Source organism: Solicola gregarius, from assembly GCF_025790165.1.
Classification (GTDB): domain Bacteria; phylum Actinomycetota; class Actinomycetes; order Propionibacteriales; family Nocardioidaceae; genus Solicola; species Solicola gregarius.
The window spans coordinates 3,079,939-3,099,908 of sequence record NZ_CP094970.1; the positions used below are offsets into that span (position 1 = coordinate 3,079,939).

The following is a 19,970-nucleotide window of genomic DNA, read 5'->3' on the forward strand; positions in this document are numbered from 1 at the left end:
GCGTGGTAATCATTCATGAGCGGGTCACCCTGATCTCTCCGGTTGTCTGTTCGAGGTCGAGATGGAGCACCGGATCGGAGTCGGCCGGGTCGATGTAGTGCAGCGAGACCGGTGCGCCGTCGCTGGAGCGGCCGAGGATCTTGAGGCTGCCGGCATCCGTCTGGGCATCGACGTCGAGGTTCAGCCCGTCCGGTACGACGATCTCCATGCTCCCGACACCTTGGTCGAGCTTGACCGTGCGTCCGTCCAGCGACTCGAGATCGGATATCTCGGTCAGGTCGAGAACGAAGTTGCCGATGCCCTGTTCGTACGAGTCATCGATGTCTGATGCCAACGCCGGGTCGTGCCGTTCATCCCCGACCGTGTAGGTGGGAAGTACCGTCGTCAGCAGCATGAGCAACGCGAGCGGGATGCCCAGGTTCGCGAGCGGCCTGCCGTTGCCGTAGAACGTACCGACGAGCATCCCCGCGCCCACGACGAGCAGGGCGGCGAGCGGGTAGTACGGCCAGTCGAACGACTCGGAGTCGATCGCCATGCAGGCGACGACGATGACCGCGACTGCCGTGGTGAGCCCGAACAGACGCCCGCTGTCGCGCCGCGGGTTACGCGGTCGCTTCTCATCGTCCGGCGGGTCCGCGTTCGGCGGACCCGTTGGCGGCGATGAGCCGAGCGGCTGGGTCGCAGCGTCGTTGTCGGTCGTCGTCTCGACGGCGACGCCCGAAGCCTCCGCATCGACCGCCTTGGCGGCCGACCGGCGCTTGTTGTACGGCACCACGACGAAGATGTAGAACAGCGCGAGTGCGGCGAGAGAGACCGGGATGCTCGCGTCGACGAACGTGAAGCCCGACCCGAGCATGCTGGCCACGGCGATCGCGGCCGCAAGGAACAGGCCGATCCGTCGCACCTGCTCGCGGTCGACCGACTCGGGGAGATGCTGGTCAACGAGGCTCTCGTCCTCGTCGTCCTCCGGAACGAGCAGCCACGCGGCGACGTACACGATGACGCCGGCGAACCCGACGAACGCCAAGGAGGCCACCACGACGCGGACGACAACGGGGTCGATGTTCAGATAGCGTGCGGCGCCCGAGCACACGCCGGCGACCATGCGGTCGTCCGCATTGCGGCGCATGGACGCGAGGGTGCGGACCCGGCGTGGGTCGAACTCCGAAGCGTCGTCGGCAGATTGGTCGCTCATGGCATCCATCGTGGCCCGCGAAGGCGTCCCGCACCATCGGGGTCGACCCTGAATCGCCCGGGTGGGAGCCGACATGGGGTCAGGGTCCGACCTGGGACAGTCCCGATGGCGCGCAGGCACGCGCGCGTGTGACGATCGGTTCCATGACATCGACGGCGGCGGACGCGGCCGGCGGGTACGAGTACCGCCGCGCGTACCGTCCTGCCGACTCGCGGATGATCGGCGGCGTCGCCGAGGGCTTGGCCGCACACTTCGGTGTCAACGTGTTCTGGGTACGTCTCGCGTTCGTGGTCGCGACGTGGTTCAACGGTGTCGGCATCCTCGCGTACGGCCTGCTCTGGTGGTTGCTGCCGATCGACCCGGACACCGAAGACCCCGATACGCCGGCCGGCATCCGCGCCGCGACCCGCCGCGGACTACGTACGCCGAGCGGCAGAGGACCGCAGGCGCTCAGCGACCCCGTCCAGACGATCGCGTTGCTCGCCCTGGGCCTCGGTGTGCTGCTGCTGACCCAGGCCGTCGGGTGGGGGCTCGGCACGAGCGCCCTGATCCCGGTGCTCGTGGCGGTCGTCGGAGTCGCGCTCGTCTGGCGGCAGGTCGACCAGACCCGGTGGAACCGCTGGGTCACCCAGCCGACCGGGTGGGCGGCGGTGGCGCGTCTCTCGCTGGGCCTCGCGCTCGTTTCGGCCGCCGTCATCTTCGCGGTCGGGCAGCGCAGCGGCATGGATGCGCTGCTCGATGTGTCGGCGGTTCTGCTGATCGCGGTGATCGGCATCGCGTTGCTCGTCGGACCGTGGATCTACCGGCTCACCCGGGAACTCGGCGCCGAACGTACCGAGCGCGCGCGTACGCAGGAGCGGGCCGATGTCGCTGCGCACCTGCACGACTCGGTGCTGCAGACCCTCGCGATCCTGCAGAAGAACTCTGACAACCCACGCATGGTGGCCACCCTTGCCCGTCGGCAGGAACGCGAGCTGCGCGAGTGGTTGTACGGATCTCGACGCCCACCGGAGACGACCCTACGTGGCGCGCTCGACGCCGCCGCGTCACAGGTCGAGGACGACCACGGTGTACCGGTCGAGGTCGTCGGCGTCGGTGACCTCGCCCTGAACCCGCACGGTGAGGCGCTCGTACGCGCTGCCGGCGAGGCCATCGTGAACGCCGCCAAGCACTCCGGTGCGGAGGCGATCGACGTGTACGCCGAGGTCGGAGGCGACGACGTCGCGGTGTTCGTACGCGATCGCGGCGCGGGATTCGACCCGGACGGTGTCGGGACATCGGAGGCGGGGACGAAGATGGGTATCCGCGAGTCGATCGTCGCCCGGATGGAACGACACGGGGGCACGGCCGAGATTCGAAGCGCGCCCGGTGACGGAACCGAAGTGAGGCTGTCGATGCCCCGGCATCGACTCGATGAAGGAGAAGAATCGTGACGACACCCGCTAGGCCGAGACAGCCTGAGCTCCGGGTAGTGCTGGTCGACGATCACGCGCTGTTCCGCACGGGCGTACGTGCCGAGATCGACGGGTCGGTGGATGTCGTCGGGGAGGCCGAGGACGTCGACAGCGCGGTCGCGTCGATCGTCGAGCACCGACCCGATGTGGTGCTGCTCGACGTGCACCTGCCCGGTGGGGGCGGCACCCAGGTCATCGCCAAGGTGCATCGGACGCTGCCGGAGATGAGGTTCCTGGCGCTGTCCGTCAGCGACGCGGCCGAGGACGTCATCGGCGTGATCCGGGCCGGCGCCCGTGGCTACGTCACGAAGAGCATCGCCGGCAAGGAGCTGGTCGAGGCCATCGGCAGGGTTGCCGACGGCGATGCGGTGTTCTCGCCGCGGCTGGCCGGATTCGTACTCGACGCGTTCGCCGGCACCATCGAGGTCGCGCAGGTCGACGAGGACCTCGACCGGCTGACCGAGCGGGAGCGCGAGGTGATGCGGCTGATCGCGCGCGGGTACGCGTACAAGGAGGTCGCGAAGGAGCTGTTCATCTCGATCAAGACGGTTGAGACGCATGTCTCGAGCGTGCTCCGCAAGCTGCAGCTGTCGTCGCGCCACGAGCTGACCCGGTGGGCCAGCGACCGCCGCCTGATCTGAGCCGTACCCACGCGCGCGCCCCGTGGGCCGCGCATTTCAGCCCCGATTTCTGTGATTCGGGGGCTGAAAGGTGCGGCCCACGGGGGTGGCGGGTAAGGATGGGGACCATGGGTACGAATGACGCAGCCATGGGCCCCGACCATCCGTACGTCGTGGTGCTGTTCGGCGCGACCGGTGATCTCGCGCAACGCAAGCTGCTGCCCGGGCTGCTGAAGCTCGACTGCTCCGGCTTGATCCCGGGCCTGCAGGTCGTCGCCTGCTCGCTCGACAAGCACGACGACGACTCGTTTCGTTCGTTCGCGCGCAAGGCGTGCGAGGAGTACGGGAGCCTCGAGGTCACCGACGAGGTGTGGGACGACTTCGCGAGCCGGATCCGGTACGTGTCGCAGGACTCCGGCTCGCACTATCTCGCCCTTGCCGTCTCCGCGGCGGAGTCCGAGCTCGGGTCTGAGCCGCGGCGTCTGCACTACCTGAGCGTGCCGCCGAAGGCGGCTCTGGCGGTCGTGGCGACCCTCGACGAGGCCGGCCTCGTACCCCGCTCGCGGATCATCATGGAGAAGCCGTTCGGCACCGATCTGCGCAGCGCGATCGCGCTCAACGCGACGCTGCACCAGACCTTCGACGAGCAGCAGATCTTCCGCATCGACCACTTCCTCGGCAAGGAGCCGGCGCAGAACATCCTGGCGTTCCGGTTCGCCAACGGCCTGTTCGAGCCGATCTGGAACCGCAACTTCATCGACCACGTGCAGATCGACGTACCCGAGACGCTCGGCATCGGCACTCGGATCGGCTTCTACGAGGCGACCGGCGCGTACCGGGACATGGTCGTCACGCATCTGTTCCAGATCCTTGCGTTCATGGCGATGGAGCCGCCGACCGCGCTCGAGCCCGACTCGATCAGCGACGAGAAGTACAAGGTGTTCCGGTCGATGACGCCGATCGACCCGGCCAACGTCGTACGCGGGCAGTACTCCGGCTACCGCGAGGAGGACGGCGCGGCGGCCGACTCGGAGACGGAGACGTTCATCGCGTTGAAGGCCGAGATCGACAACTGGCGCTGGGCGGGCGTGCCGTTCTTCCTGCGGACCGGCAAGCAGCTGGCCGAAGGACAGCGGATCATCTCGATCGCGTTCCAGGAGCCGCCGAAGAGCATGTTCCCGGCCGGTTCGGGCGTCGGGGCGCAGGGGCCGGACCACCTGACGTTCGACCTCGCCGACGCGTCCAAGATGTCGTTGTCGTTCTATGGCAAACGACCGGGACCCGGCATGAAGCTGGACAAGCTGAGCCTGCAGTTCGCCATGCAGGACACCACGTACGCGGGCGACGTGCTCGAGGCGTACGAGCGGCTCATCCTGGACGCCATGCGTGGCGACCGCACGTTGTTCACCAGCGCCGAGGGCATCGAGCGACTCTGGGAGATCTCCGAGCCGCTGCTCGACAATCCGCCGCCGGTACGGTCGTACCCGCCGGGATCGTGGGGCCCGAACGCGATCCATCAGCTGGTCGCGCCGAATGCGTGGCGACTGCCGTTCGAGCGCGCCTGGCGTGAGGCGGGCGCCTGACCGAGACGCCGAGAATCGGTCGCGCGGGGGAGTCGCGGTCGCCGCGAACCTGCCAGACTCTTGCGTGTGAGCGACGTTCGTGGCTGGCAGCGGCGGCTCTCGCCGCTGTTGGACCCTGCCATCACGCTCGCGGTCCTGATCGTCTCGATGGTGCCGCTGCTACAGGGCTACGAGGACTCCGACGACCCGGTGCCCGGCTGGGCGTACGTGCTCGTACTCGCGCTGTGCCTGCCGCTTCTCGTACGCCGGCGTTGGCCGTTGGCGGTCGTGATCTGGTGCGGTTCACTTACCGTCGTGTACGGCGTCTCCTCGCTGCCGGACCCGAACGTGCCGTACGCCGGGCTCGTCGCCGTCTACACCGTGACTGCACACACCGACCGGGTGCTTGCGATCGTCACGGCGGTCGTGTCGGCCTTCTCGATCACGCTGTCGATGGTGATCGACTGGTCGCACGTCGATGCCGAGGACCTCACGGTCAACTATCTGATCTTCGCGACGGCATGGCTGCTCGGCGACGGCGCGCGCCGGCGACGCGATCGCGCAGCCGAGCTGGAGCAGCGCGCCGCCGACCTCGAGCGTACGCGCGCGGCCCAGGCACTCGCGGCAGCGGAGGCGGAGCGAAACCGGATCGCCCGCGACATGCATGATGTCGTCGCCCATCACCTCTCGATGATGGTGGTGCAGGCGGAGGCGGGTCCGGTCGCGATCGAGGGCGACCCGCGGCGCGCGGAGGAGGCGTTCGACGCGATCAGCTCCGCGGGCAAGGAGGCGCTAGTCGAGATGAGGCGACTGCTCGGGGTTCTGAAGTCCGAGGAGGCTGCGCCGCTCGCCCCGCAGCGTGGTGTCGCCTCGATCGAGCAGCTCGTCGACCGCGTTCGTGCGGCGGGGATCGACGTGCGCGTCCGTTGCCACGTCGGGGATGAGCCGATCCCAACAGCAGTTGACGTCTCGGCGTACCGCATTGCGCAGGAGGCACTGACGAACTCCGTGCGGCATGGTCATCCGGACAGAGTCGACGTCACCGTCGAGCGGGGTGACGGGGCGCTGACGATCGAAGTCGTGGACGACGGTATCGGGGGCGTCGCCGAGCCCGGCGGGCATGGGCTGATCGCGATGCGCGAGCGTGTCGGGCTGGTCGGCGGCCAGGTCGAGGCGGGGCCCTGTGCCGACGGCGGCTGGTCGGTCCGGGCGACGATGCCGCTCGACGCCGGGGAGCCCCGATGACGGTGCGGGTACTTCTTGCCGACGACCAGGCACTCGTACGCTCCGGCTTCCGGATGATCCTCGAGGCGCAGTCCGATATCGACGTGGTCGACGAGGCGGGCGATGGCAACGAGGCCGTCGATTTGGTGGCGCGTTACGAACCCGATCTGGTGCTGATGGACATCCGGATGCCGCGCCTCGACGGCATTGCAGCGACGCGGGCGATCGTACGTGCGCACCCGAGGACGCGAGTGCTCGTGCTCACGACGTTCGACCTCGACGAGTACGTCTACAACGCACTGCTGGCGGGTGCGAGCGGCTTCCTGCTCAAGGACGTCGGGCGAGACGAGCTGGTCTCTGCAGTTCGCGTCGTCGCCGACGGCGACGCATTGCTCGCGCCGTCGGTCACTCGCCGGCTGTTGAACGACTTCGTGCACGGCCGCAGCGTGCTGCCGTCGGAGCAGACAGGCGTCGCGGCGCCCGACGTACTGACCGCGCGCGAGCGCGACACGCTCGATCTACTGGCACAGGGGCTCTCGAACGCGCAGATCGCCGAACGCCTCGTCGTCAGCGACCACACCGTCAAGACCCATGTGGGCAACGTGTTTCACAAGCTCGGCCTGCGCGACCGTGTCCATGCGGTGATCTACGCGTACGAGCGGGGCATCGTCAAGCCGGGAGCGAGCTGACCCACGGGTCACGGAACCGGCGTCGTGGTGCCCGATTCCCAGTCGGTACGTAGGATTGCGTACCCGACTGCGTCATAGGTCGCATCCGCGGACGGCCAGCCCTCTCGGTAGTACGCCTCCCGAACGAAGCCGCAGCGCTCGAACGTACGACGCATGGCGAGGTTGTCGACGCGCGCGGTGCCCTCGAACCGACGTGCGGTCGCGATCTCGTTGAAGACCCACGCGGTGGCTGCCCGCAGGGCGCCGGTGCCGAGCCCATGGCCGCGTTCGTCGTTGGCGAGCCGGAGGTCGAGGATCGGGGTGTCGTCGGTCAGGTCCGCGAACCCGCACAGGCCGATGCGGCGTCCGGCGTACTCCAGCCAGAACGTCCGGTCGCTCTCGCTGGTGTACGCGCCGGCGTCCCATGCCTGGTGGATCTGCTCGACAGTCGGTCGTGGACGCGCGTGAAATGGCCAAGGGCCCTTGTGCACAAGGAACTCGGTGAGTGCGTCGCGGTCACCTGCGTCGAGCTCGGTGAGGGTGATGTGCACGGTGCGATGGTACCGGTCTCCCCCACACGGGGGAGACCGAATTTGAGCCGCGTAGGCGATCCCACCGCGGCCGCGGATTCCTAGCGTGGTGGTGAGCCTTCGACCTGGGAGCTACCGATGATCATCCGCAAGCTGACGAGAGTCTGCATCAACCACCGGAAGTCCGTGCTCGTTGCCTGGATCGCGATCCTGTTCGCCGGGTTCGCGATGGCGCCGAGCGTGTTCGGCAACCTGACGTCGGACGCCGGAGAGGTACGCGACAGCGAGTCGGCCAGAGCCGACGCCGCGATCGCGAAGGCCGCGCCGAGCGGAGACGAGTTCTTCGCGGTGGTCGACGGTGTCGACGTCGACGATCCCGCGGTGCGGGAGGACGTCACGCGTACGGCAGCCGCGGTGACGGCACTACCGGGCGTCGCTGCTGTTCGTACGCCGTGGAGCGGAGGCGACGAGCCGGATCGCACTGCGATCGCCGAGGACGGCAAGGCGCTCGCGCTCGCCGTCGAGTTCGGCCCGAACGTGGACGACCCGCCGATGGACGACGCCACCGAGCTGGTCGAGTCGATCGACGCGCCGAACGTGCTCGTCGGCGGCGGTGACCTGCTCGACGACGAGATGGACGAGCAGGCCGCGAGCGACCTCGCGAAGGCAGAGGTCATCTCGATGCCGCTGGTGCTGATCCTGCTGGTCGTCGTGATGGGCGGGCTGATCGCCGCGGGCCTGCCGGTGCTGATCTCGATCATCGGGGTCGCCACGACCTTCGGCGCGTTGTCGCTGGTCAGCCTGGTCACCGACGTCTCGGTCTACTCGATCAACATCGTCACGATGCTCGGCCTCGGGATCGCGATCGACTATGCGCTGCTGGTGGTATATCGATTCCGTGAGGAGCGGCGTACGTGTCCGGACGTGGCGTCGGCGCTCGAGGAGACGATGGCGACGGCGGGGCGTACGGTCGCGTTCTCCGGGCTCACGGTCTCCGCATCGCTTGCTGGGCTGTTGGTCTTCCCCGACGCGTTCCTGCGCTCCGCGGGCATCGCCGGGATGCTGGTCGTGCTGTTCGTGCTCGCGGCCTCGCTCACGCTGCTGCCGGCGATCGTCGCGATGGTCGGTCACCGGGTACGCCCGGCGAGGCCGACGTCGAGCGATCGGGGCTTCTTCGTCGCCGTCACGGGTGCTGTCTCGCGTAGACCGATCGTCATCTCGGTGACTGTGGCGGCCCTCCTTCTGATCGCCGCGGCGCCGTTCCTCGGAGCGCGGTTCGCGCAGCCGGACGGCCGGTCGCTGCCGGGGTCGTCGCCGAGCCGACAGCTGGAGTCGATCGTCGAGAGCCGGTTCGACGAGGCCGCGAAGGCCGATCCGATCACGGTGGTCGCCGATCGTACGATCGGGCCGGGCGACCTCGACGCGTACATCTCGACGCTGCGGGCCACGGAGTACGTGCATGCGGTGGCCGTACGCGACGGCGTGCCGGGGTTGACGGTGATCGATGTTGTGCCCGAGGGCGACAGCCAGGGCGAAACGGCTCAGCATCTCGTCGACGACCTCCGAGGCACCGATGCGCCGGTGCCCGTGCGGGTCACGGGTGACGCGGCCGAGATCGTCGACTATCGCGCGGCATTGGTCGAGCGGGCGCCGTATGCACTGGGGATCGTCGTGGTCGCGACGTTCGTGCTGCTGTTCCTGTTCACGGGCTCGATCGTCATCCCGGCCAAGGCGCTCGTGATGAACACGCTCAGCCTGGGCGCGAGCTTCGGCGCGATCGTGTGGGTCTTCCAGGACGGCAACCTGGGCTGGCTCTTCGGCACCGATGCGCTCGGCGGCCTGAGTCTGACGACGCCGGCCTTGATGTTGGCGATCGCGTTCGGGTTGTCGATGGACTACGAGGTCTTCCTGCTCGGGCGCATCGCGGAGGTGTGGCGGCGTACGGGCGACAACGACCGCGCGATCCGTGAGGGCCTGCAGCACACCGGGCGCATCGTCACCGCGGCGGCGGTGCTGATGGCGGTGGTATTCGCGGGGTTCGTCGCGGGCGGGTTCTCCCCGGTCAAGCAGGTCGGCGTCGGACTGATGCTGGCGGTGCTCGTCGACGCGACGCTGGTGCGGATGCTGCTGATGCCGGCCGTGATGACGCTGATGGGACGGGCGAACTGGTGGGCACCGCCGTTCCTGCGCCGGCTGCACGACCGGATCGGTCTGCGTGAGTCGGCCGGCGCGCCGTTCGTACCCACCGACACGGACTCGGGAAGCGGGCCGGCGGGCGCGAGGGGACTCGCCGGCTCGCGGGGCTGACCGTGTGATGAAGAGTTTGGTGCGAATTGCACGTCTTGGGCGCCGTCCGGTGGTGCAATTCGCACCAAACTTTGTGCAGGCTCAGCGGTCGGACCAGCGGGCCTCGAGCAGCCGGGTCGCCTCGGGAAGGGAGAGGCCGAGGCGGCGGGCCAGCGCGGCGTACTCGGCGGCGGCGTCCTGTGCGCCGGAACCGTCGGTCTGGCCGAGCAGGGTGCTGGTGACGAACGTGCCCTTGCGGCCGTGTGTCTCGATCACCCCGCCCGCCTCGAGCTCGCGGTACGCCCGCGCGACGGTGTTGTTGGACAGGCCGAGATCCGTGGCGAGCTGGCGTACGGTCGGCAGCTTCTGCCCGGCCTTGAGCTCGCCCGACGCGACGTGCGCGGCGATCTGCCGGCGCACCTGTTCGTACGGCGCTTCGGCGATGGAGGTGTCGACGACGATGAGGTTCATGAGGTTGGCTCCAGCGTACGGGCGAAGTACCACTCGGGAGCGGGTGCGTCTCTGTCCTCGCGGTTGACGCGTGTGACGTACATGCCCAGGCCGATCGCCCCGACCGCGTACATCGGGGCCACGCTCAGCGCCCAGGGGAAGCCGTCGACAGTGAGGTAGGCGTAGGTGCAGAGTGCCGACGCAACGAGGCCGATGATCACGAACTGGCATACGAGCAGCGAGCGAATCGCGAACGAGAGCAACAACTCACGGGCGACGTGGAGATCTTCGTCGACGACGGGCGACGCGTGCACGGTACGCCTCAACAGCAGGCAGATCCCGCCGACGGCGATCGCCCACAGCGCCGCGAGCGCCCCGCACACGATCGCCGCCTCGTCGTCGAAACGGCCCGTCAACCACCCGACGGCGACGGCCGCGAGCGCCACCGGCGCAGTCAGGACATGGCAGGCCAGGACTGCGTGCTCCCACCCGCGAACGTAGGTGCGAAGCGTGCGTGGCGTGACGGGCGCCGAGCGGCGTACCGAAGTGCTCGCGCATGCCGAGCGGACCGTTGCGTACGTCGAACCGACCGTGTGACCGATGAACACGGCAACGGCGCCGTACATCGGTGCGCCGAACTCGTTGATGATCGGCACGTCGAGGAACCCGAACACGAGTGGCGCGGTGAAGCAGATCGCAATCTGCGTCGTCACCGCTGCCCATCGCAGACGTCGGGCGACTTGGCGTTGAAGCCACTGCGTGCCGTCATCGGTCAACGCCATGCCTGCGGGCGGGGTGAGTCGATCGACGAGCTTCATCGCTTGGCGATCGGCGCGCTTCCACTCGATGATCGTGAACGGCAGAGCGATCAGGAACGCGCCCCCGCAGAAGATGAGCCAATGCCAGGTCTCGCTCATGCCGTGCTCCCCGTCGTACGCGCGAAGTGCCAGACCGGGTCGGGCAGCTGCCGCCAGCGGCGGTAACAGAGGAAGGCGCCGACGACCAGGGCGACCGGGCCGTATGCCGCGACCAGCTCGCCTCCGCTCGGCATCGGGCCGAGCGCGAAGGCGACCGCGGTGACGTACGCCAGCGGGGCCGAGAGCCAGAGTGCCTTGTGTAGTTGCTGGATCGCCGAGGCAGTGACGTACTCGCGTACGACGAGGCGCCGGCTATCGTCGAGCGGGGGAGTCTGGGCGAGTACCCAGCGCTGTGCGAGCAGGCACGCGACTCCGATCGACAGCCAAGCCCAGACCACATAGACCGCGTACATCACCCAACCGGGTTCGTCCATGCGGGCGGCATCGACGGAAAGTGGCACGGCTGCTGCCGCGAGTGTGCCGAGAAGCGTCGCTTGCGCCGTGCGCTCGAACGGGGACAGGTAGGTGGCGGCATCGCGCGGCGCGAGCGTCGCCACCCGGTGTGCGGCACGCGGAGTCCGGGCGGCTCCGGTCGCGGCGTACGTCTCGCCGATCATGAATCCAAGGAAGAGCGCGATGCCCCATGCAGCCGGTCGCGCCGCGTCGGACAGCCGATCGGACACGTACATCGGATGGAAGGCGATGGTCACCAGCACATAGACGATCGCCGCGGCGCGGAAGCCCGCACGCCGACGCCAATAGAGCTCATCGAAGATCGCGTGCCGCGCGCCGGGGTCGAGCCTCAGGTCGGCGGGTGGTCGCAGTCCGCTGACTTCCTCACCGGTCTTGGCGGCCAGGTTCGTCCAGAAGAACCAGATGCAGGCGAGGCCGATCGCCGACATGAGAACGGTGTACACCAGCCACTGCAACACCATGACCATCGCGCACCTCCGAACGTTTGTACTGAACATTGTATCATCTGTCTCAGTACAAACGCAAGAGTCCAACGCGATCAAGAGGCGGGAGGAAACACCCCCGCACGATGCAGCCGCCCCGGCAGGTCCCGACCGAGCACGCCGCGCAACCACTCGGCGACGCTGATCACCGCGTCGATGTCCACGCCGCTCTCTACACCCTCGCGGTCGAGCAGATACACGAGGTCCTCGGTGGCGATGTCGCCCGTCGCGTCCGGCGCGAATGGGCACCCGCCGATGCCCGCCACGGAGGCATCGAGTGTCGATACTTCAGACTCCAACGCTGCATACGCATTCGCGTAGCCGGTGTTGCGGGTGTTGTGCAGATGGAGACCGAGCGGACGATCGAGGTCGGCAGCTCCGCGAAGCAGCCGATGCACCTGGCGGGGCACGCCGACGCCGATGGTGTCCGCGAATACGATCTCGTCCGCTTCGCGTATTTCGCCCGCGTACGCGAGAACCTCGCCCGGGTCGACCTCGCCCTCGAACGGGCAGCCGAACGACGCGGCGAGCGTCACCGTTACCCGACGCCCGTCGTCGTGCGCTCGCCGAATGATCCGCTTCGTCGCTTCGACCGAGTCGGCGACCGGGCAACCCTGGTTGCGCTCGTTGAACGTCTCGCTGACGCAGAAGGCCGCGTGTACCTCGGGCACGTCCGTCGCGGCGAGTCGTTCGTACCCACGCTCGTTGAGTACGAGGGCCGCACGCGTCACCGGCGACGGAGCCTCGGCGAGTGCTACTACCTTCTCGGGATCGGCCATCTGCGGTACGCGCCGCGCGCTGACGAAGCTGGCAACCTCGATGCGGGGCACGCCCGTCGACGCCAATCGCGTCACCAGCTCGGCTCGTACCGTCGGGTCGAGCACCTCGGGCTCGTTCTGCAACCCGTCGCGCGGTCCGACCTCGCAGATGTCGACCCGCATCAGATCGCCCCGACGGACTCGAGCGACTTCCGCTCGTCGTCGTCCAGGCCGAGCAGGCCGCCGTACACCTCGTCGTTGTGCTCGCCCAGTTCCGGGCCCACCCACCGCAGCCGACCCGGCGACGATGACAGCTTCGGCGCGACGTTCTGCATCGACACGTCGCCGAGTTGCCGGTGTGTCATGGTGGCGATCGCTTCCCGGGCCGCGAAGTGGGGATCCGCGAGCATGTCCTCGGCCGTGTAGATCAGACCGGCGGGTACGCCCGCCGCATTCAGCCGCTCGAGTGCGTCCGACGCCGGCAGCGTCCTGGTCCACTCGCCGATCAGCCGGTCCAGGTCGTGTTGGTGCTCGCCGCGCCCGCGGTGTGTCGCGTACGGTCCCTCGGCCGCGAGCTCGGGCCTCTCCATGGCCTCGCAAAGACGGGTGAACACCGTGTCGCGGTTCGCGCCGATGATGATCTGCGAGTCGTCGGCGGTCGGGTACGCGTTGCTGGGCGCGATGCCGGGAAGGATCGACCCCGTGCGTTCGCGGCGTACGCCGGCGTGCTGCCACTCGGGTACGAGCCACTCCATCAGCGCGAAGACCGCCTCGTAGATCGCCGTGTCGACGACCTGCCCGCGCCCGGAACTCTGGCGCTCGAGCAGTGCCATGACCGTGCCGTACGCGGAGAACGTCCCGGCGAGCGAGTCGCCCAGCGAGATGCCGACCCGGCTCGGCGGGCGGTCGGGTTCGCCGCTGACGTACCGCACACCGCCCATCGCCTCGCCGACGGAGCCGAACCCGGCCCGGCTCGCGTAGGGCCCGGTCTGGCCGTAACCGGTCACCCGGACGAGGATGAGACCCGGATTCAACCGGGCGAGCTCGTCGTACCCGAGTCCCCAGCGTTCGAGCGTGCCCGGCCGGAAGTTCTCGACGAGCACATCCGCGGACGCGACCAGTCTGCGCATGACGGCCTGCCCGTCGGTGCTGCGCAGGTTGCAGGTGACCGACTTCTTGTTGCGGGCGATCACCGGCCACGCGAGCGAAACACCGTCGGCGCTCGTACCCCAATCCCGCATGGGGTCTCCGCCATCGGGGTCCTCCACCTTGATCACCTCGGCGCCGAAGTCCCCGAGCAGCTGGCCACAGAACGGACCCGCGATCAGCGAGCCCGCCTCGATGACGCGATATCCGTCGAGTGGGCCGTTCCGTTCGGTCAAGGTGTGTCCTCCGTAATGGTCTCGTTGGTCTCGCGGTCGACCGCGAAATGTGCTCCGCGAAGGTGAGCGGTCATGACCGCTTCCGCCCACACGCCGTCGCGCGCCGAGATGGCCCGCACCAGCTCGCGGTGCTGGGCGAAGCTGCGCGCCGTCTCCGCCTCGTCGTACTGGTGAAACGTGTGGCGCACGAGAGCTATCGCGATCACGCCGTCGAGAATGCTCGGTAGCAGCGCGTTGTCGGACGCTCGATGGATCGCTGAGTGAAACTGCAGATTCAGCTGGGTGATCTCGTCGCTCGCGTCGATTCGCCCCGCCGCGGCCGCCTCCATCGCGTCACACAACGCGATGAGGTGTGCAGTGTCGGCCGTGCCGAGCTCGGCGGCGCGACGGGCGGCGAAGCCCTCGAGGAGGGCGCGCAGCTCGAAGATGTCGTCGAGGTCGGACTGCGCGTACCCGGTGACGCGTGCGCCACGGTTGGGGGTGAGCTCGACGAGTCCATCACCGTGCAGGCGCCGGAGCGCATCGCGTACGGGGGTGCGGCTGGTGCCGAGCAAGTCGGCGAGTGGCCCCTCCCGCAGCCGGTCGCCCTCGCCGAACTCGCCGGTAAGAATCTGCCGGCGTAGCTGGTCGTACACCATCGAGACCGTGTCGTTCACGGGCGCACCTCCTGCATGCTCGGCGCCGTTGCCAGCGCCTCGGGCGTGACGTACTTCCCGGTGTCGGCGTGTCCCGTATCGCGGTTGGGGAGGAGCAGGGAGCCGATCACGCAGATCGCGAGGTTGAGCCCGAGTCCGATGAGCCCGCCGGGGATTCCGTGCCAGCCGTCGGAGCCCGCGATCGTCAGGATGCCTGCGAGCAGGGCGCCGGTCGCCATGCCGGCGAACACCGGCCAGGCCGACAGCCGCCGCCAGTAAAGGCCGAGGATGAACGCCGGTGCGAGCTGTGCGATCAGCTCCATCTTGAGCACGAAGATGTCGTACAGCGTGCTCGGCGGATTCCACGCCAGCAACAGAAGGACGCCGATGGCGAGGACGCCGACCACCTTGCCCACGAGCACCTGGCGCCGCTCGCTGGTGTCCGGGCCGATGTGGCGCGCGTAGATGTCCTTGGAGATCAGCGAGGAGAAGCTCAGCAACGCCGAGTCTGCGGTCGACACGATCGCCGCCACGACTCCGCCGAAGAACAGGATCATGATGATGTAGAAGAAGACATTGATATCCGCGACCTGGTTGGCCATCTTGCCGACGAGCTGCTCGGACTCGCCTTCGGACATCCCCGGGATCAGCTGGATGCCGATGATGCCGATCACGAAGACGACGCCGGTAGTGACCAGTGGCATCCAGGCCATGCCGGCCAGCGACCGTTTCAGCGTACGTTCGCTGCGCGCGGCGTAGATCCGCTGGATCGCGTGCGGGTACATCGCCGCGCCGAAGCCGATCAGGACGATCATCGACAACCAGTTCAGGGACACGTCGAACTCGGGCACACCTACCTTGGCGGGATCGGTCTCACGCAGGTGCTCGGTGACGCTGCCCAGGTCGCCGCCGACCAGGTAGAGCGCGCCGAAGAGCAATGCGAAGATGCCGATCAGTAGGGCGATGCCCTGCATCACGTCGGTCAGCGCGACAGCACGCATGCCGCCGACCCACGAGTAGACGAGCATGACCACGACGAAGGCGAGCACCGAGGCCTGGTACGGGACGGTGTCGCCGGTGAGCCCGGACGTTGCCTGGCCCATCGCGACGAGCTGCTCCAACAGGTAGTTGCCGAGACCCCACAGCATCAGTCCCGTCGCGAGGATCGCCGTCGGAGTCGAGTTGAACCGGTGCCGGATCCAGTCGACCGGAGTCACGAAACCCTCGCGCTTGGCGACGACGTAGAGGCGCGGTGCGAAAAGCAGGTAGACCGCGATGATGCCGGTCATGAACGGTACGGACTGCCACCAGGAGAACCCGCTTCGGTACGCAGTGGGCGCGTAGCCGACCACGGCGTTGCCGCTGTATTGGGTGGCGTAAAGGGTGAAGAACAGCGCGACGAACCCGAGGCCCCCGCCCGCGAGGTAGTAGCCGCGCATGCTCTTGCCCGCGCCGGGGCGGTCGCGGCCGGCGAAGTAGCCGATGGCCAGCATCACCACGGCGTACGCGATCAGGACGACGACGCCGTCGGTGCCGGCGAATGCGAGGTCGTTCATCGGGCGTCCTCCTCGAACTCTGCCGCGGCCTCGGCAGGCTCGGCGAGCGACCACCAGCGCAGGCAAGCGACGCAGAGAATGGCCGACAGCGCGACGGCGGCGACCACGCAGACCAGCAACCACAGGGGCACACCGAGCACGATCGGGTCGATGGTGCCTTCGGGCAGGTAGAGCGGTACGCCGATGAGCACGGTCGCCGTGACGGCGACCCAGAGCGCGGGCATCCGGATGGGCTCACGCGGTTCCACGCGCGGCCGGGACGTACGAGTTGCCATCTCTCCTCCAAGGTCCCCGTGTGAGCCAGAACACGCCAGATCGTACACAATCAACGCGGCGACGGGAACCTCTTCCACGAGAGTTCCGAACCGTCTCTGAGATTGTGTACACAATCGGGCAGGCGTCGTCTCCCGCCACCGCGTACGCGGGAGCCGCCCGAGCGTTGTCGGTCGCGGAACGTAGGCTGAGGGGCGATATGAGTCTTCCGTTCCCGGTTCCTTCTCAGTCGTCCGCCGCGCCCACGGAGACGACGGGTAGCGCGCCAGACGCCGGTCCGCCCGATCCGCCTCGCAAACGTCGAGGTCCGACCGCCGAGCAGCTGCTCGAGGGGCTCAACGACTCGCAGCGCAAGGCCGTCATGCACGAGGGCGGCCCGCTGCTCGTGGTCGCGGGCGCCGGCTCTGGCAAGACCCGGGTCCTCACCCGGCGCATCGCCTGGCTGATCGGGCAGCGCAACGCGCATCCCGGCTCGATCCTCGCGATCACCTTCACCAACAAGGCCGCCGCCGAGATGCGTGAGCGGGTGGCCACGCTCGTGGGTGGGCGCGCGAAGGTGATGTGGGTCTCGACGTTCCACTCCGCCTGCGTGCGCATCCTGCGCAAGGACGCCACGAAGTTCGGGTTCACGTCGTCGTTCTCGATCTACGACGCCGCCGACTCACGCCGGTTGATGACGCTGGTGTGCCGCGACATGGAGCTCGACCCGAAGCGTCATACGCCGCGGGCGATCCTGAACTGGATGTCGAACGCCAAGAACGAGCTCGTCGACCACGAGACGGCGGCATCGCGCGCCGGTAACGACACCGAGCGGGTCTACGCCGAGGCGTACGCCACGTACCAGCGCCGGCTCACCGACGCCAACGCGATGGACTTCGACGACCTGATCATGAACACCGTCAACCTGTTCCGGGCGTTCCCCGACGTACGCGAACAGTACCGGCGGCGCTTCACCCATGTGCTCGTCGACGAGTACCAGGACACCAACCACGCGCAGTACGCCCTCGTCCGCGAGCTGTGCGACGACCCGGAGTCCGACCTGCTCGTCGTCGGTGACTCCGACCAGTCGATCTACGCGTTCCGGGGCGCGAACATCCGCAACATCCTCGAAGTTCGAGGCCGACTTCCCGACGGCGACCACGATCCTGCTCGAGCAGAACTACCGCTCGACGCAGACGATCCTCGACGCGGCCAACGCCGTGATCTCGCGCAACGAGTCGCGCAAGCCGAAGAACCTCTGGTCCGAAGAGGGTCGAGGCGAGCGGATCGTCGGGTACGTCGCCGACGACGAGCACGCCGAGGCGCAGTTCGTGGCCGACGAGGTCGACCGGCTGACCGACGACGGCCTGGCCCGCCCAGGTGACGTCGCGGTCTTCTACCGCACGAACGCACAAAGCCGGGTGTTCGAGGAGGTGTTCATCCGTACGGGCATGCCGTACAAGGTCGTCGGCGGTGTCCGGTTCTACGAGCGCAAGGAGATCAAGGACGCCCTCGCGTACCTCCGGGTGCTCGTCAACCCGTCGGACGCCGTTTCGATGCGCCGCATCCTGAACACCCCCAAGCGGGGCATCGGAGACCGTGCCGAGGCATGTGTGGGCGCCTTCGCCGATCGGGAGCGCATCACGTTCTGGGAGGCGCTGCAACGAGCCGAGGAGGCGCCGGGCCTGGCCACCCGCTCGCTGAACTCCATCGAGAAGTTCGCCGGGATCATCCGTGAGGTCCAGGGTCTCGTCGGGGCGGGCGAGCCGGCCGACGTCGTGCTCGAGGCCGTCCTCTCGCGCAGCGGCTACCTCGCCGAGATCGAGAACAGCACCGACCCGCAGGACGAGACCCGGGTCGAGAACCTCGCCGAGCTGGTCGCGGTGGCGCGGGAGTTCGTCGCCGACGCCGCCCTGGTGAGCGACACCGAGCCCATCGACGAGGGCGACCAGACATTCGAGCCCGGCTCGCTCGACGCGTTCCTCGAGCGGGTGGCGCTGGTCGCCGACGCCGACTCCGTCCCCGACTCGCCGGACGGCGACGACTCCGGCGTCGTCACGCTGATGACGCTGCACACGGCCAAGGGCCTGGAGTTCCCCATCGTGTTCCTCACCGGCCTCGAAGACGCTGTGTTCCCGCACCAGCGCTCGATCGGCGAGCCGAAGGAGCTGGAGGAGGAGCGGCGGCTCGCGTACGTCGGCGTGACCCGCGCCGAACGTCGGCTGTACGTCAGCCGCGCTGTCGTCCGGTCCGCATGGGGTGCGCCCGCGCACAACCCGCCGTCCCGGTTCATCTCCGAGCTGCCGACCGACCTCGTCGACTGGCGGCGTACCGAGGCGGACACCACGCGCTGGGAGGGTGGTGCCGTCACGACGCGCCGGACGGCGCCGATGCGCAGCGCGTCCCTCTCGTCCGCCGGGCGCAAGCAGCGGGCGGTCCCGAGCCTGTCGCCGGGAGACCGGGTCACGCACGACACTTTCGGGCTCGGCACGGTCGTCGCAATGGACGGCGAGGGCGACAAGCAGGTCGCCTCGATCGACTTCGGTTCCGAGGGCGTCAAGCGACTGTTGATGCGGTACGCACCGGTCGAGAAGCTCTGAGTCTCCGCCTATCCCCGAGATTTGGGATGCAACTGCTGATCCGCGGCCGGCAAACCGACCGTTACATCCCAGATCTCGGCGCTACGGGTTGACGCCGTGGTCCTGCAGGGCGGTGTACGGGTCGACCGGATCGCCGCCTCCGGGGCGTACCTCGAGGTGCAGGTGGGGCCCGGTCACGTTGCCGGTAGCGCCGACGGTGCCGATCTGGTCACCCGGCGAGACCGCTTGGCCCGAGCTCACGCTGATCGACGTCTGGTGGCAGAACCAGATCTCGGTGCCGTCGTCGAGGGTCAGCACGGTCTTGTTGCCGTACGCGCCGTCGTAGCCGGTCGAGGTGATCGTGCCCGAGCTGACGGCGACGATCGGCGTACCCGACGGCGCGGCGAAGTCGAGCCCGGTGTGGACCGTCGACCAGTACTGACTGGTCTCGCCGAACGTCGCCGTCAGCGTGTAGCCGGCGACGGGCAGCACCCACTGGCCGTCGGCGGTGGCCCGGGCCGACAGCTCCGCGCCCTCCTCGGCGGCTTTCTCGCGCTCTGCCTCGAGGCGTTCCTCGCGCTTCTTCTGCTCCTCGAGCAGCTCGTCGGCGTGGTCCTCGGACTTGGACGCGAGTTGCTTCAGCGCGGCCTCGCGCTGGCGGGCCTGCGTCTCGGCCTGCTTCGTCAGCGTCTCCCGGCTGACACTGCGGCTCACCTCGGGCGAGTTCGCGCGGGCGTACGTCGGCTGTGGAACCGCCATGCCGGAGGACAGCGATGACGGCTCGGCGGTGAACGTGTCGCCGAGCGGGTCGGACGTCGTGTGCACGACACCGATGCCGGCGGCGACGAGCGCTGCAACGCCGAGGATGGCGGGTACGGGTACGCGGCGGAGCAGTGGGCTCCTGCGCGACTTGGGCGCTCGGTGAGAGCGCCTCGACGACGCCTCCGCGCTCACGGGGTCGTCGCCGCTACCCCCGGGAGGCGACGGTAAAGCGGACGACACAGAT

At 68.4% G+C, this 19,970-nt stretch carries 17 protein-coding genes and 1 pseudogene; 7 read left to right on the forward strand and 11 right to left on the reverse strand.

Annotated elements, in window-relative coordinates:
- Positions 1-13 precede the first annotated feature (13 nt).
- Positions 14-1,195 carry a PspC domain-containing protein gene (locus tag L0C25_RS15175; RefSeq protein WP_271632515.1) on the reverse strand — a complete coding sequence of 394 codons (1,182 nt, stop codon included), beginning with the start codon at positions 1,193-1,195 and terminating at the stop codon, positions 14-16.
- A 143-nt stretch (positions 1,196-1,338) separates the two neighbouring features.
- Between L0C25_RS15175 and L0C25_RS15180 the strand changes: the two genes are divergently transcribed.
- From L0C25_RS15180 to L0C25_RS15200, 5 genes are all read left to right on the forward strand, one after another.
- A complete protein-coding gene (locus L0C25_RS15180) occupies positions 1,339-2,628 on the forward strand; it encodes an ATP-binding protein (RefSeq protein WP_271632516.1) in 1,290 nt (429 codons plus the stop codon).
- On the forward strand, positions 2,625-3,290 hold the full coding sequence (locus tag L0C25_RS15185) for a response regulator (RefSeq protein ID WP_271632517.1): 666 nt from the start codon (positions 2,625-2,627) through the stop codon (positions 3,288-3,290). The genes L0C25_RS15180 and L0C25_RS15185 overlap by 4 nt, the downstream gene beginning before the upstream one ends.
- 107 nt (positions 3,291-3,397) lie before the next feature.
- Positions 3,398-4,852 (forward strand): glucose-6-phosphate dehydrogenase, encoded by a 1,455-nt coding sequence (zwf, locus tag L0C25_RS15190; RefSeq protein WP_271632518.1) that lies wholly within the window; start codon positions 3,398-3,400, stop codon positions 4,850-4,852.
- 66 nt (positions 4,853-4,918) lie between these two features.
- On the forward strand, positions 4,919-6,076 hold the full coding sequence (locus tag L0C25_RS15195; protein WP_271632519.1) for a sensor histidine kinase: 1,158 nt from the start codon (positions 4,919-4,921) through the stop codon (positions 6,074-6,076).
- Positions 6,073-6,744, forward strand: coding sequence for a response regulator (locus L0C25_RS15200; RefSeq protein ID WP_271632520.1), 672 nt, complete (start codon positions 6,073-6,075; stop codon positions 6,742-6,744). Before L0C25_RS15195 ends, L0C25_RS15200 begins: the two co-directional genes overlap by 4 nt.
- Before the next feature lie 8 nt (positions 6,745-6,752).
- On the opposite strand, the gene L0C25_RS15205 is transcribed toward L0C25_RS15200, so the two are convergent.
- Positions 6,753-7,274: a GNAT family N-acetyltransferase gene (locus L0C25_RS15205; RefSeq protein ID WP_271632521.1), complete on the reverse strand. Its 522-nt coding sequence runs from the start codon at positions 7,272-7,274 to the stop codon at positions 6,753-6,755.
- A 117-nt stretch (positions 7,275-7,391) separates the two neighbouring features.
- Between L0C25_RS15205 and L0C25_RS15210 the strand changes: the two genes are divergently transcribed.
- Positions 7,392-9,560: an MMPL family transporter gene (locus tag L0C25_RS15210; RefSeq protein ID WP_271632522.1), complete on the forward strand. Its 2,169-nt coding sequence runs from the start codon at positions 7,392-7,394 to the stop codon at positions 9,558-9,560.
- Between the two features lie 81 nt (positions 9,561-9,641).
- Here L0C25_RS15210 and L0C25_RS15215 read toward each other — a convergent pair whose 3' ends face one another.
- The 8 genes from L0C25_RS15215 to L0C25_RS15250 all read right to left on the reverse strand — a co-directional run bounded on the left by L0C25_RS15215 (position 9,642) and on the right by L0C25_RS15250 (position 16,408).
- A complete protein-coding gene (locus L0C25_RS15215; protein WP_271632523.1) occupies positions 9,642-10,010 on the reverse strand; it encodes a GntR family transcriptional regulator in 369 nt (122 codons plus the stop codon).
- On the reverse strand, positions 10,007-10,906 hold the full coding sequence (locus L0C25_RS15220; protein WP_271632524.1) for a hypothetical protein: 900 nt from the start codon (positions 10,904-10,906) through the stop codon (positions 10,007-10,009). The genes L0C25_RS15215 and L0C25_RS15220 overlap by 4 nt, the downstream gene beginning before the upstream one ends.
- Complete coding sequence (locus tag L0C25_RS15225) at positions 10,903-11,787, reverse strand: hypothetical protein (RefSeq protein ID WP_271632525.1); 885 nt, start codon at positions 11,785-11,787, stop codon at positions 10,903-10,905. Before L0C25_RS15225 ends, L0C25_RS15220 begins: the two co-directional genes overlap by 4 nt.
- Before the next feature lie 71 nt (positions 11,788-11,858).
- Positions 11,859-12,743 carry a hydroxymethylglutaryl-CoA lyase gene (locus tag L0C25_RS15230; RefSeq protein WP_271632526.1) on the reverse strand — a complete coding sequence of 295 codons (885 nt, stop codon included), beginning with the start codon at positions 12,741-12,743 and terminating at the stop codon, positions 11,859-11,861.
- The gene (locus L0C25_RS15235; RefSeq protein WP_271632527.1) at positions 12,743-13,942 is read right to left on the reverse strand and encodes a CaiB/BaiF CoA transferase family protein; all 1,200 of its coding nucleotides are present in this window, start codon (positions 13,940-13,942) and stop codon (positions 12,743-12,745) included. Before L0C25_RS15235 ends, L0C25_RS15230 begins: the two co-directional genes overlap by 1 nt.
- Positions 13,939-14,598, reverse strand: coding sequence for a GntR family transcriptional regulator (locus L0C25_RS15240; protein ID WP_271632528.1), 660 nt, complete (start codon positions 14,596-14,598; stop codon positions 13,939-13,941). The genes L0C25_RS15235 and L0C25_RS15240 overlap by 4 nt, the downstream gene beginning before the upstream one ends.
- Positions 14,595-16,133 carry a sodium:solute symporter family protein gene (locus tag L0C25_RS15245; protein ID WP_271632529.1) on the reverse strand — a complete coding sequence of 513 codons (1,539 nt, stop codon included), beginning with the start codon at positions 16,131-16,133 and terminating at the stop codon, positions 14,595-14,597. The genes L0C25_RS15240 and L0C25_RS15245 overlap by 4 nt, the downstream gene beginning before the upstream one ends.
- Entirely contained in the window at positions 16,130-16,408 is a 279-nt protein-coding gene (locus L0C25_RS15250) for a hypothetical protein (RefSeq protein ID WP_271632530.1), read from the reverse strand. The genes L0C25_RS15245 and L0C25_RS15250 overlap by 4 nt, the downstream gene beginning before the upstream one ends.
- A gap of 197 nt (positions 16,409-16,605) precedes the next feature.
- Here L0C25_RS15250 and pcrA point away from each other — a divergent pair.
- Positions 16,606-18,985: pseudogene (pcrA, locus tag L0C25_RS15255) on the forward strand (DNA helicase PcrA).
- A gap of 81 nt (positions 18,986-19,066) precedes the next feature.
- Here the strand turns inward: pcrA and L0C25_RS15260 are convergent.
- Complete coding sequence (locus L0C25_RS15260) at positions 19,067-19,918, reverse strand: M23 family metallopeptidase (protein ID WP_271632531.1); 852 nt, start codon at positions 19,916-19,918, stop codon at positions 19,067-19,069.
- Between the last annotated feature and the right edge of the window lie 52 nt (positions 19,919-19,970).